Below are 11,888 nucleotides of genomic sequence, written 5' to 3' on the forward strand. Positions count from 1 at the left end.
GGTTTGCGGGAGCTCTTACTAAGAATAGTGATACCGTATTTTACATTGTTATAGCTGTAGGAGTTATAGGCGTAATTAGTTCTTTTTTTATGGCGCGAGATCACAGTCCGCGATTTCATAGGACTATGAAGCACGTTAAATAGTCTATATTCCGCCGTTCACTGGCGGAGAAATTTTGTAATTCTCCGATTAAATTTAAATTTTGGAGAATTACATTACTTAAATTTTAAAAGATAGATTATGAATTTTTTCCTAGGCTTCCTTGCTGGTAGCGGTGCTTTTGATGGGCTTGCAGCTGCGGTTATCGTTTTTGGCGTCATAGCCATTTTGGGTGGTTTTAATGCCGTTATAGCTTCCATTCCTGCTTTTATAGTGTTTTGCGTTGCAAAGGCATTTTTAGAAGGCTTGACTTCTAACGTAAATAATAGATTTGTTACCCTTGTCGTTCCGATCGCTGGAGCTTTAGGCTAGCATACTTTACGGCTGATGCTGTTTATAAAAGTGAGCAGGCAAAAGATGCTGAGCGCGAAGTGCAGAAGCAATAAAATATGACGCAGCAAGATAAAGTCTATTATATCCAACGTAGTTTGATGTTTAGCGGCTACGGCGTGACGATCGACGGTAAATGGGGCAAAAAAACTATGCAAGCGTCACAGAAATATTCGGGCTCGTCCGCAACCTCGATCGACGAGCTTTATGAGGCGATCAGGGCTAAAAAAGAGGGCAGAAGATAAAATTTAAATCGCGAACAAAGTTCGTCTGGCTAAATTTTAAAATTTGCTGGTTTGTTTATATCTATTATCGGGCGCACCTTTAAATGCAACGTAGTGATTTCCAAAATTCTTTAGATTCGCTTGGAAGTTCAAATTTTAATATGATTTGAATGCTTTAAGGGCAGAAGGAAATCTGCTTGCATATGATGTCCAGAACTTAAATTTAGAGATTTTGCCTTAGAAGGTTTGGCGAATGACACTGTCGCCGAATGATTCTGGCTTAAATTTAATGGATTTCAGCTACAAGGCACAGCGAAATTTACGTTACTTTGTGTCTTTTCTAAAAGCATAATGCCTCAGCACTCGAACGAGTAAAATTTTATCTCTCATTGCTACTCTTTGACCTGAAGTACGCGACACATTCTAAGTTACGAAAAACTAAAATTCTTATACCTCCGAAGCTCGCATCGTTTGTCAAAAAGCTCGCGCCTAAATCAAAATCCATACCTCTTAAAACCTAGCTCACTAGCGTTTTAAATTTTGGATTGTAAATGAGATAAATACTGAGGCGGCAATCTTTAGTGGATGAAATTCTATACGTAAAAACCGAGGTTTGGATTTACTATGAAAGTTTCAGTTTCTTAACTCGCGGCTATATTTTTTCTGCGAAATCGCGTTAAATTTAAGGCTATCTATCCTGGAAAAATTAACGGCGTATTCCTTTAGGCAGGCAAGGATGAAAGAGAAGCGGTAATTGCCATTTTCGTAAAATATCTCGCTCGTTATTATTTCGCCGGGCGCCGCGTCGCATCTTTGATCCGAGCTCATAACGCATTTTAGTTCATAATATCCATTTTGCAAATCTCCGATGTAAAATTTTAAATGCAACTTTTAATTGATTTGCTTTTTGGGTAGCAATAGCGCATCGTTGAAGTTTATGCCCGCAAAAATTCTTTCTAGCGTATGCATATTTTTATGCAGCCCTGCCAAATACGCCTCGTACCGCCGCTGCCTTAAGGCATATTCGCTATCGTTTATATTGCCCTTGATCCAATCTAAGTCAAAATATAGCACTTCAATCTCTTCGGTTTTAAATTTATCGCTGCCTGTTCGCTACAGCCCCAAGAAATTCTCATCGTTTTTGATCTTTTCGATGAGATCAAGCGTGGCGTAAAACTCGTCGTAGAAATATGGCATCTCGAGCTTAAAAAATTTAAAGCTTAGCCCCTCCAGCACCTTGAGCGAGTGTTTGTTTTTGAGCAAAAATATGAAAAATACCCCGTCTTTTTCCAGCGCGTTGAGGTAGTTTATTTCGCTTATATTTGCGCGCAGGATCTCGGCGTCAAGGATGACGACGTCGGCTACGTAGATGAAGTCATTTAGGTGCCTCTTTGCGCTCTCCCAGTTGGAGTTTGGCATCACGTCACAACCGAGCCCGCTTAAAAAATCTCGCAGCTCCTCGAAGATCGCGCGGTTTTTATGCGTGATGATGACGTTGTAGTCATATTTTTTAGCGCTAAAATCCTGCTTTTGCGCGAAGCAGCTAAGCACGGCATCCATTTTGATAAAGGTTCCGCGCCCGTCGGCTCCAATACTCGGATGCGAACCGAGGGCACGCAAATGGGTCTGCGCCGAAGTAAGATACTCATCGTCCGTGCTAGCAGCGCTTTCTAGTGCACTTTTAAGCGCATAGGTGCGCGGATCCTTTAGCTCGCGATCGATGCCTACGCGAACGTCGAGCTTGATAGAGCTCATATTCGCTCTAAGTTCCTTGCTACTAAATTCCACGCTCACGCGGATCGGTTCAGCGATATTTTGTAGGAAAAACTCGCACGCGTCAAAAACCGCGCTAGTGAGATTTAACACCTCGCCGCCGTAGATACGCGGCAGCTGCGGTGGGAAGCTAAGATAGAGCGTGCTGTCGTATTTCGTGCACTCCTCAAATAAAATTTCGCTTTGAAATTTTAAAATTTTTAAAATATCGATCTGCGCGATATCCTCGCGTCTGGGAACGACGGAATCGCTTTCTTTGGCTTTAGGCGCAGCGGAGAAAATTTTGCCGCTTACGGCGGGCTTTTTAGAAAAGAGCTTTCTTGCTGCAAAGCCTGCCGTCGCAGCCAATATTGCTAGCGCGCCTAAAACCACGGCTTTCATAGAACAAGCATCCCATCGCCATAGGAGTAGAAGCGGTATCTTTGCTCCACTGCGATGCGGTAGAGCTCAAGCGTGCGCTCAAGACCGATGAAGCTCGCTACGAGCATTATCAGCGTGGATTTGGGTAGGTGAAAGTTCGTAAGCAAAAAATTTTGTCTTATCGGCGGGTTGCCCGGGTGCAAAAACAGCTCGCAGATTCCGCTGCTTTGCCCGTTACGTGCAAAATTTTCGATCGTTCTCGTAACGGTCGTACCCACGCCTAAAATTTTTCGCTCGCTTTTTAGGATTTGTGCGGTCTGCGGTGGGATGGAGTAGAGCTCGCCGTGCATCTTATGATCGCGCAGATCCGCTACTTCCACGGGCTTGAAGGTGCCCGCGCCTACGTGTAGCGTGATGGAGTAAATATCATGATTTCGGCGCAAATCCGCGATCATCTCGCTATCAAAATGCAAGCTTGCGGTGGGTGCGGCGACGGCGCCTTGCTCGCGCGCGAAGATGCTTTGATACCAGCTCTCGTCCTGCTTGGTATCGGCGCGCTTAATATATGGCGGCAGCGGCACATGGCCGATACGTTCGCAAATTTCAAAAACATCGTGGGTGTTTAAAGTCTTACCGCCCTGCTCAAACTGAACGATGCGAAGCCCATCGTCCATTAGCTCGCAAACGCGCGCGTTAAGACCTCTTTGAAATTTTAATTCGCTGCCCGCTTTGACGCTGCCGCGAATATAGGTGCTAAATTTATTGCCCTCAAGCGGCGAGTTTAGCAGAAGCTCGATCTTACCGCCGCTGTTTTTATGACCGAAAAGGCGCGCCTTAATTACTCGCGTGTCGTTAAAAATAATATCGCAGGGCGGCAGGACGTCCGCTAGATCGCCGAAGTGCGCGTGCGTGATCTGCTCTTTAGCGCGGTCGTAGATCAGTAGGCGCGCGCTTTGTTTGGGCATCACGGGCGCGCTTGCGATGAGCTCGCTAGGAAGCTCATAATCGTAGCTAGAGACTAAATTTAGATCCGCCATCTCACGCCTGCGCTACGTCCGTGGAATTTTCGTCTTCGTCATCCTCCTGCTTATACGGATTTATCATTTTGGCGATGAAGATTGAAAGCAGATAAAGCGCAATTAGCGGAGTTGCGAGCATAAACTGACTAAGCACGTCCGGCGGCGTCATCACCGCTGCAAAGATGAAAATAATGACGATTGCGTAGCGGAAAAAATCGCTCAGACTTTTGTTTGTCACAAGCCCGATCTTAGCGAGGAAAAAGGTTACTACAGGAAGCTCGAAGCTGATGCCAAATGCGACGACGAGCTTAGCGAAAAAGCCTACATATTCGCCGATCGTAGGCATCGCAGTAAATTGCTTGGCGCCAAAATTTACCAAGAAATTAAATGCGACTGGGATTACGAAAAAATAGCAAAATGCCGCGCCTAAAAAGAACATAATGCTCGCCCCGCTAACGAAAGGGATGACGTATTTTTTCTCGTTGTCGTAAAGCCCAGGCGCTACGAAAAGCCACACCTGCCAGAAAATTATCGGCATTGCTAGAAGTAACGAGGTGAAAAACGACACCTTCATCGCAGTAAAAAAGGTCTCGCCAAGCTGGGTAAAGATGATCTCGCTGCCTTTGGGAAGCACGCGCACTAGCGGGCGGGTCATAAAGCCTAAAATATCTTCCCAAAAGCCGAAACACGCGATGAAAAGGACGATGACGGACAGAACGCAGATAACTAGGCGCTTGCGAAGCTCGGCTAGATGGGGTTTTAGCTCTTCAAACATTAAATTTCTCTCTCATTATGATTTTTGCGTATCGTTATTTTGCACGGAATTTTGCATAGAATTTCGCGCATCGCCGTTTAAATTTGCGTTTGCATCTTGTGCGCCGTTTTTCGCTTCACCGCTTGCTTTCGTATTTTGCGCGCTATTTTCTGCACTGCCGCCCGTGCTCGGCATGGAATTTTCGCCTTTGTTTACAGCGCCAGAATTCGCGCTTTTACTTTCAGCGCCGGAATTCATTGCGCCGTCGGCGGAGTCTTGCGTAGGGCTTGCATTGTTAGCAGAGCTTTGCGCGGAATTTTCGCCGCTTGAATTTGCCTTTAAATTTGCCGTCTCATTCTGCTTTTGCGCCGAGACTTCCGCGGAATTTAGCGTGTCTTTGGCGGCGTCCGAGCTAAGCGTTTCTTTAAGCGAGCTTTTCGCGTCTTTTAGCCCTGCATTTAGCGTCTCTTTGACTGAGTCTATGCCTCCTTTTATCTCGTCGAGCTCCTCAAACGTGAGCTTTTTGCGCACGCCCTCGCTTGCTTGCGTGATACTCTCTTTATATTTTTTGGCGTCCTCTTTGAGCTCGGCGATGCGAAGCTCCTGATCGAAGCTCGATTTTGCGTCGTTGATGGTTTTTTTGATGACTTTGAAGTATTTCGCGAGCTCGACCAGCACTTTTGGAAGCTTCTCGGGCCCTAGCACGATTATCGCGATGATTAAAATGACCGTAATTTCAGGCATACTGATACCAAACATAAAATTTCCTAACGTAAAAAGTGGCGTATTGTAACTAAAATTTCATTAATCTTAAATTTAGCGCCCACGGCGGCTTTCTTGCGTGATAAAAAGCGCAATCTCGTCGGCGAGCAAAAAGCTGGGATTATAAAATTTGCCCTCGGTAAATTTTAGCTTTTTTTCGCGTACGAGCAGCTGCGCGTTGCTTAGCTCTGCAGCGTCTAAAATTTGCGCCTCAAACCCCAAAACGCAGCGCAGCCCGAGAAATATGCGCTCAAACTTTTTATCCTGCGCGCTTAGAGCTTCGCGCTGTTTTTGCAGCGGATCTGCGATGTAGTCTCGCAAATTTTTAGGCGAGCTAAGGCGCACCCGTCCGCTAGTTCCGACCGCAAATGCCCCAAATCCCGCGTAATCCTCGCCGCGCCAGTAGGCGAGATTGTGCTTACAGCGCAGTCCGCGCGCGGCAAAATTTGAAATTTCATACTGGCTAAAGCCGTTATCCGCCGCAAGAGCAAAGAGAAATTTAGCTAGAGCCGCGCTTTCTCTTTTAAAGCTTTCGCGCCCAAAAAACGGCGTGTTTTCCTCAAGGCTTAGCGCATAGGCGCTTAGATGCGGCACTTCGCAGCGCGCAAGCTCATCCATTTCAAATTTTAAATTCCTTTTATCGTCAAATTTACTCGCGTAGATTAGATCCAAATTTATATTATCAAAGCCCGCTGCTTTGGCATTTTGCACCGCCAGAAAAATCTGCGCCGCACTGTGCGCGCGACCGAGGAACTTTAGCTTGGCGTCGTTGAAGCTTTGCGCGCCGAAGCTGATGCGATTTACGCCGAGCCCCTGCATCGCGCTAAGCCAAGCGGGGCTAGCGGAGTTCGGGTTGGCTTCCGAGCTGATTTCGGCTTTAGCGGCGAAATGCGGCGCAAGCAGCGTAAAAATTTCGTCGTAAAGCCCTGCATCCACGGCGCTTGGCGTGCCTCCGCCGATGAAAAGCGTCGAAATTTTCGCTTGCGGATTTTTTGCCAAAAAGTCGCGCACCTCAAGCGCTAGCGCGCGAAAGTAGCTTTTTGCGAGGCTAAACTTATCGCTGAAGGAGCCAAAGGCGCAATACGGGCATTTAGAGGTGCAAAACGGCACGTGGATGTAGATGTGCAAGGGCGGTCCTATGGGCTAAATTTACGTCGCAAAATTTAGCGAATTAATTTGAAAATTTATATAAATTTTAAGCCTCTTAACGCAAATTTTAATATTTTTAGGTAGAATTTTGAGAAATTTTTTGTGAGAAAACGAGATGGAAAAAGAGAAAAATTACAGACCAAATGTCGCTGCAATAGTACTTTCGCCCTCGTATCCGTTTAATTGCGAAATTTTAATCGCGCAGCGAAGCGACATCAAAGGCGCTTGGCAGTTTCCTCAAGGCGGTATCGACGACGGTGAGACGCCGAAGATGGCGATCCGCAGAGAGCTAGGTGAGGAGATCGGAACAAGCAAAGTCGATATCATCGCTGAGTGCCCGAAGTGGCTTAGCTACGATTTTCCCGATGGAGTAGCTCAAAAGATGCGCCCATACGACGGGCAAATTCAAAGATATTTTTTGGTGCGATTGCGAAGCTTAGCCGATATAAACATCAATACTAAACTTCCGGAGTTCGACGCATTTAAATTCATAGGCGCGAATGAGGTTTTAAGGCACGTAAATCACTTCAAAAAGCCGATTTACGCGACGGTTTTAAAATATTTTAAGGAGGAGGGTTACATTTAATGCTGATCGTTCAAAAATACGGCGGTACGAGCGTCGGCACGCTAGAGCGGATCGAGGCGGTCGCGCAGCGCGTGATAAAGACTAAAAACGAAGGACACGATGTCGCGGTAATCGTATCTGCGATGAGCGGCGTTACCAATCAGCTCATCGAGCAGGCGGAATTTTTTACTAAAACTCCCGTAGGCAGAGAGATGGACGTGCTGCTAAGCTCGGGCGAGCGCGTCACGAGTGCACTTTTAGCTATCGCGCTAAATGCCAAGGGCTATGCTGCGATCGCATTTAGCGGGCGTGGTGCGGGCATCGTGACGGATAATTTTCACACCAAAGCTCGCATCGTCTCGATCGATCCAAAAAGCATGCAAGAGGCGCTAAAGCAGGGCAAAATCGTCGTCGTCGCGGGCTTTCAGGGCATTAGTACCACAGGCGAAGTAACTACGCTCGGGCGAGGCGGAAGCGATCTTAGCGCAGTCGCCGTCGCAGGAGCGCTGAAAGCCGATCTGTGCGAAATTTACACCGACGTGGACGGCGTTTATACGACCGATCCGCGCATTGAGCCCAAAGCTAAAAAGCTTGATCGCATCAGCTACGACGAGATGCTTGAGCTTGCGAGCTTGGGAGCGAAGGTTTTGCAAAATCGAAGCGTCGAGCTTGCGAAGAAATTAAACGTAAATTTGGTGACGCGAAGCAGTTTTAACGATCATGAAGGAACACTCATAACAGGAGAAGAAAAGATGGAAGATGCGGTAATTAGCGGCATTGCACTGGATAAAAATCAAGCAAGAATTACGATTAGAAACGTAGAGGATCGCCCCGGCGTCGCGGCTGAAATTTTCTCCGCGCTCGCGAGCAAGGAGATCAACGTCGATATGATCGTGCAAAATATCGGACGAAACGGCGAGACGAATTTGGGCTTTACCGTGCCGCAAAACGAGCTGGAAACGGCCTATAGGGTAATGAAAGAAGTAAATCCAAATCCGAATTCCATTATCGAATCAGACGCCGACATCGTAAAGGTTTCTTTAGTCGGCGTAGGTATGAAAAGCCACAGCGGCATAGCCAGCAAGGCGTTTAAGACGCTTGCGGACGAAGGGATAAATATCCAGATGATCTCCACGAGCGAGATTAAAATTTCGATGATCGTAGAGGCCAAATACGGCGAGCTTGCCGTGCGTGCGCTGCATAAAGCCTACGATTTGGATAAATAATGCAGGATCTGCACACTTGGAGCGTTACGGCGATGCGCTCCGAGCCCGGACTTGAGTGGCTCGAGGATCGCAAGGAGGACTGGACGCCGCTTTTAGCATCAAAGCTAAAATTCCTCCACGACGGCTTTGCTTTCATCGTCATCTGCGACGATGAGCGAAGCTGGTTCAGCGAATACATCATCAAAAAGATCAACTCCTCTACCAACTCCCGACCGCTGTTGCCGTTTTTTTCGCTGCGCTCGCTCTACCGCGGCGGCGTAAATAGCCTGGAGGACGCGCTGCTGCTAAACGATATGCTAAGCCTCGCGTTCGCCAACGGCTTTATATATTTTTACATCGGTAACGGCAACCATCCGCTAGCCAAAATCGCCAAAAGCCACGAGGACAGCTATCTGTGGCTCATCGACGAGAGGCTGCAAAATAGCTTTTATATGAGCGAGAGCGATCCGAGCTTGGATCTCAAACTGATCCAGCTTTTTAAAATTTTAGACAAAAGCATAGACGCCGTGCTTTTTGACGAAGTGGTGCTTTGAAAATCATAAATCAGATCGTTTTAACGGGCGATTATGAGGGCTTTAAAGATAAAATTTTAGCCGAAATTCCGCGCAAAAATTTAAGGTTTTTTGAAAGCACCGAGCTTAAGATCGACGAGGCGCGAAAGATCATCGACGAAGCCTACGTTGCCGAGCGCGAGGATAAGATCATCGTCATCGCCGCTACAAAATTCGGTGAGGAGGCGCAAAACGCCCTACTTAAAATTTTAGAGGAGCCGCCTAAAAATACGGTATTTTTCCTGATCACCCCTTTCATCAACGCTCTGCTGCCTACCATCCGCTCGCGCCTCGTGGTGCAAAATCTCTGCGTGCGAAAGCCCAGACACCGCACCGGGTTAAATTTAACTAGGCTAAGCCTAAAGGAGGCGGTGGAGTTTATCGATGCACAGATTGCGCTGGAGCGCAAGGGCGAGCTGGATAAGACGGCGCTAAAAGCACTCATCGGCGAGATAGCGCTAGAGTGTTTCGAGGCGGGCGTTAGGCTAAGCGGCGATGAATTGCAGCGCATTGACCGCCTAAGCTACCTCGCTGAGCATAACGCCAAAGCCCATGCCGTGCTTACTCCGCTACTGTTGATGATCGAGGAGAAAAGATGAAAATTTATAAAATTTCAAACGATGCCGACTTTGCGCTGATTTGCGAGCGTATCGGCGTGCGAAATGCGGGGCGGGCGATAATGCAGAAAAAATCGCGGCTAAACTTTTTCTATCTAAAAGACCTGCGAGCACCCGCGGCAAATATTTTAAAGCAAGATGCCCTTAGTATCGGCGCCGAGCTTGCGTGCAACGAAGGAGTGATCCTAGGGCGCGACGATACGGATGCGGTTTTGATCGCAAATGACCGCCAGATCGAAGCTTTGGCGCAGAAGGAAGCACTGCAGGATTTCGGGCTAAAAGAGCTCGCGAAATTTCTAGGCAAGAAATTTGCTAAGCCGCAAAGCTGTGAAATAATGGGCGTAGTAAACATCAACTCCGATAGCTTCAACCCCGCAAGCCGCGCGGCAAACCTAAAAGAGGCGATCTGCAAGATCGAAAATATGATCGAGCAAGGCGCCGCCATTATCGACATCGGCGGCGTGAGCTCGCGCCCAGGTAGCCAGTACTGCGGCAGGGATGAGGAGTTTGCGCGCATAAAGGACATCGTGAACGAAATTTATCGCCTGCGTCTACACGAAAAGGCTAAATTTAGCCTCGATAGCTTCGATGAGTATTGTTTGGAATTCGCGCTAGATCGGGGCTTTAGCATCATCAACGACATCAGCGCAAACCTCGCTCTTGCCCCGCTTGCACTTCGCTACAACGCCGCTTACGTGCTGATGCACATGCAGGGAAAGCCGCAAAATATGCAGCTTGCACCAAAATATGACGATCTGATGGGCGAGATAGATGAATTTTTTGCGCAAAATTTGCAACAGCTGCAAAGCGAAGGACTTAAAAAAATCATCCTTGACGTGGGCATCGGCTTTGGCAAGACCGCCGAGCAAAATTTGGTGCTGATTAAAAATTTGCAGCATTTTTTGCACTTCGGCTACCCGCTGCTCGTGGGCGCGAGCAGAAAGAGCGTTATCGATTTTTACAGCCCCTCCGCGGTCGAGGATAGGCTCGCAGGCTCGCTGTATCTGCACCAGATCGCCGCTTTAAACGGCGCCGCGATCATCCGCACGCACGACGTTTTCGAACACGTTCAAATGCTGCGGCTAATGCGCGCGATGGACGCTGCTGCGGTAAAATTTTAGAATTTTGCGGAATTTTCATAGAATTCCATATTTTCACGATATTTTTGTAAATTTGCCTTATGCGGAATTCTAAAATTCCTCAAGGAAATATTTTAATTCTTTTAAAATTTTGCGAAAGAGCTTTTGCGGAATTTTATCCGCGTTTTATTTTGCGCCTAAGCTTTCGTGCGCTTGCTCGTCGAAACTTATAAAAATTTATAAAATTTCGCTCGATTTATGAAGCGCGTCAAAACAGCGAAGTAAAGAGGGATAAATTCTAGCGACGATTGCACGGATTATTTGTCGCACGAACCGAATTATTTCATTTTTGGGCGAAACGAGCGCTTTACGTCAAAGCCCTTGCTGGCAATTTTTATATCATTTGGTATCGTGCCTGCCGGAGCGGAGGCGTCCTTTTTGGCAGATAAAAACTCGACTAAGCTTTGCCAGACGAAATCGGCATCCAGATAAAACCCCATCGCGTTAAGCTGTGGATTTATCGCCGCGGTGTGAATGTTCTGTGTGAGCTTAAAAAATACGATTGGGGCGCTCAAAATTTCATCTTTGCTTATAATTTTATCGTCGCGAACAATATTTTTTAGTGTCGTTTTGCGGTCGCCCTCTAGCGCTACGAGCTGCAAAATTTCCTCGCGCGTAGCCTGCTCGCCGAGCTTAGATAGCCATGAGACGATATGGGCGCGAAATCCATCGCCAAAGCTCAAAGTTCCGTCCTTCTGATACTGCCTTCTTAGCTCCGTCTCGTCAAACTCTAGGCTTGTGTAAATTTTATCCTGAGAGGCGAAAATATGGACCAAATTTTTGCCGATGAAAATCACGGAGTGAAGCAGGCGCGGCAGCTTATTTACGTCCGTTTTACTCCAGTTTATAAATTTACCGCGGATAAAGCGGTACCCGCTAAGCTTCCTTTCAAAGACCTTTTTATCGCCCTCGTCAAGCCTCCATAGCTCGTCCACATCGACTAGAGTAGAGTTTCTGCGGTCATAGACTAAAGTCTCGTCAGTCCCGTATTTTGACACCATAAAATCGTAATTATCTTTAAATTTCGAGATAATTTTCACGCCGCGCCTTTAAATTTACCTCGCCTTAGCTTCAAAAAATGCCGAGATTAGCGAGTTTGCGCCTTGATTTATAAATTTTTGCATCGCTTTTTCGTAGACTGACGGCTTCTCCCAGACGGGCTCGGCCACGCCGCTTAGCTTTTCTAGCTCGGCGCGCGCCGAATAATAATCGCTCACCTCGTCGATGAGCCCGAGCTTTGCCGCGTCGCGAGCCAAAAAT

At 47.2% G+C, this 11,888-nt stretch carries 14 protein-coding genes and 2 pseudogenes; 7 read left to right on the forward strand and 9 right to left on the reverse strand.

Annotated elements, in window-relative coordinates:
* Window positions 1-240 precede the first annotated feature (240 nt).
* Window positions 241-471 (forward strand): hypothetical protein, encoded by a 231-nt coding sequence (locus Q0277_RS01165; protein WP_297994706.1) that lies wholly within the window; start codon window positions 241-243, stop codon window positions 469-471.
* Window positions 472-548: 77 nt separating this feature from the next.
* The gene (locus Q0277_RS01170) at window positions 549-734 is read left to right on the forward strand and encodes a hypothetical protein (RefSeq protein ID WP_297994709.1); all 186 of its coding nucleotides are present in this window, start codon (window positions 549-551) and stop codon (window positions 732-734) included.
* A 612-nt stretch (window positions 735-1,346) separates the two neighbouring features.
* On the opposite strand, the gene Q0277_RS01175 is transcribed toward Q0277_RS01170, so the two are convergent.
* The 7 genes and pseudogenes from Q0277_RS01175 to hemW all read right to left on the reverse strand — a co-directional run bounded on the left by Q0277_RS01175 (window position 1,347) and on the right by hemW (window position 6,509).
* Window positions 1,347-1,541, reverse strand: a complete 195-nt coding sequence (locus Q0277_RS01175; protein WP_297994712.1) for a hypothetical protein — start codon at window positions 1,539-1,541, stop codon at window positions 1,347-1,349.
* 63 nt (window positions 1,542-1,604) lie between these two features.
* On the reverse strand, window positions 1,605-1,787 hold the full coding sequence (locus tag Q0277_RS01180; protein ID WP_297994715.1) for a hypothetical protein: 183 nt from the start codon (window positions 1,785-1,787) through the stop codon (window positions 1,605-1,607).
* A gap of 39 nt (window positions 1,788-1,826) precedes the next feature.
* Window positions 1,827-2,867, reverse strand: coding sequence for a hypothetical protein (locus tag Q0277_RS01185; protein ID WP_297994718.1), 1,041 nt, complete (start codon window positions 2,865-2,867; stop codon window positions 1,827-1,829).
* Entirely contained in the window at window positions 2,864-3,883 is a 1,020-nt protein-coding gene (gene queA, locus Q0277_RS01190; protein WP_297994721.1) for a tRNA preQ1(34) S-adenosylmethionine ribosyltransferase-isomerase QueA, read from the reverse strand. The genes Q0277_RS01185 and queA overlap by 4 nt, the downstream gene beginning before the upstream one ends.
* Window position 3,884: 1 nt before the next feature.
* Window positions 3,885-4,640, reverse strand: coding sequence for a twin-arginine translocase subunit TatC (gene tatC, locus Q0277_RS01195; RefSeq protein ID WP_297994722.1), 756 nt, complete (start codon window positions 4,638-4,640; stop codon window positions 3,885-3,887).
* Between the two features lie 468 nt (window positions 4,641-5,108).
* A pseudogene (gene tatB, locus Q0277_RS01200) lies at window positions 5,109-5,378 on the reverse strand (Sec-independent protein translocase protein TatB); the annotation flags it as partial.
* A 57-nt stretch (window positions 5,379-5,435) separates the two neighbouring features.
* The gene (hemW, locus tag Q0277_RS01205) at window positions 5,436-6,509 is read right to left on the reverse strand and encodes a radical SAM family heme chaperone HemW (protein ID WP_297994725.1); all 1,074 of its coding nucleotides are present in this window, start codon (window positions 6,507-6,509) and stop codon (window positions 5,436-5,438) included.
* A 136-nt stretch (window positions 6,510-6,645) separates the two neighbouring features.
* On the opposite strand from hemW, the gene Q0277_RS01210 reads away from it, so the two are divergent.
* From Q0277_RS01210 to folP, 5 genes are read left to right on the forward strand one after another with little or no spacing between them, the layout of a single operon-like run.
* A complete protein-coding gene (locus Q0277_RS01210) occupies window positions 6,646-7,116 on the forward strand; it encodes an RNA pyrophosphohydrolase (RefSeq protein WP_297994727.1) in 471 nt (156 codons plus the stop codon).
* Window positions 7,116-8,321, forward strand: coding sequence for an aspartate kinase (locus Q0277_RS01215; protein ID WP_291937932.1), 1,206 nt, complete (start codon window positions 7,116-7,118; stop codon window positions 8,319-8,321). The genes Q0277_RS01210 and Q0277_RS01215 overlap by 1 nt, the downstream gene beginning before the upstream one ends.
* The gene (locus tag Q0277_RS01220; RefSeq protein WP_005873254.1) at window positions 8,321-8,854 is read left to right on the forward strand and encodes a HobA family DNA replication regulator; all 534 of its coding nucleotides are present in this window, start codon (window positions 8,321-8,323) and stop codon (window positions 8,852-8,854) included. The genes Q0277_RS01215 and Q0277_RS01220 overlap by 1 nt, the downstream gene beginning before the upstream one ends.
* Complete coding sequence (locus Q0277_RS01225) at window positions 8,851-9,471, forward strand: DNA polymerase III subunit delta' (RefSeq protein WP_297994728.1); 621 nt, start codon at window positions 8,851-8,853, stop codon at window positions 9,469-9,471. Before Q0277_RS01220 ends, Q0277_RS01225 begins: the two co-directional genes overlap by 4 nt.
* A complete protein-coding gene (gene folP / locus Q0277_RS01230) occupies window positions 9,468-10,610 on the forward strand; it encodes a dihydropteroate synthase (protein WP_297994730.1) in 1,143 nt (380 codons plus the stop codon). Before Q0277_RS01225 ends, folP begins: the two co-directional genes overlap by 4 nt.
* Before the next feature lie 296 nt (window positions 10,611-10,906).
* On the opposite strand, the gene Q0277_RS01235 is transcribed toward folP, so the two are convergent.
* On the reverse strand, window positions 10,907-11,668 hold the full coding sequence (locus tag Q0277_RS01235; RefSeq protein WP_297994733.1) for a hypothetical protein: 762 nt from the start codon (window positions 11,666-11,668) through the stop codon (window positions 10,907-10,909).
* Between the two features lie 15 nt (window positions 11,669-11,683).
* Window positions 11,684-11,888: pseudogene (locus tag Q0277_RS01240) on the reverse strand (signal peptide peptidase SppA); the annotation flags it as partial.

This window comes from uncultured Campylobacter sp. (assembly GCF_938030815.1).
Classification (GTDB): domain Bacteria; phylum Campylobacterota; class Campylobacteria; order Campylobacterales; family Campylobacteraceae; genus Campylobacter_B.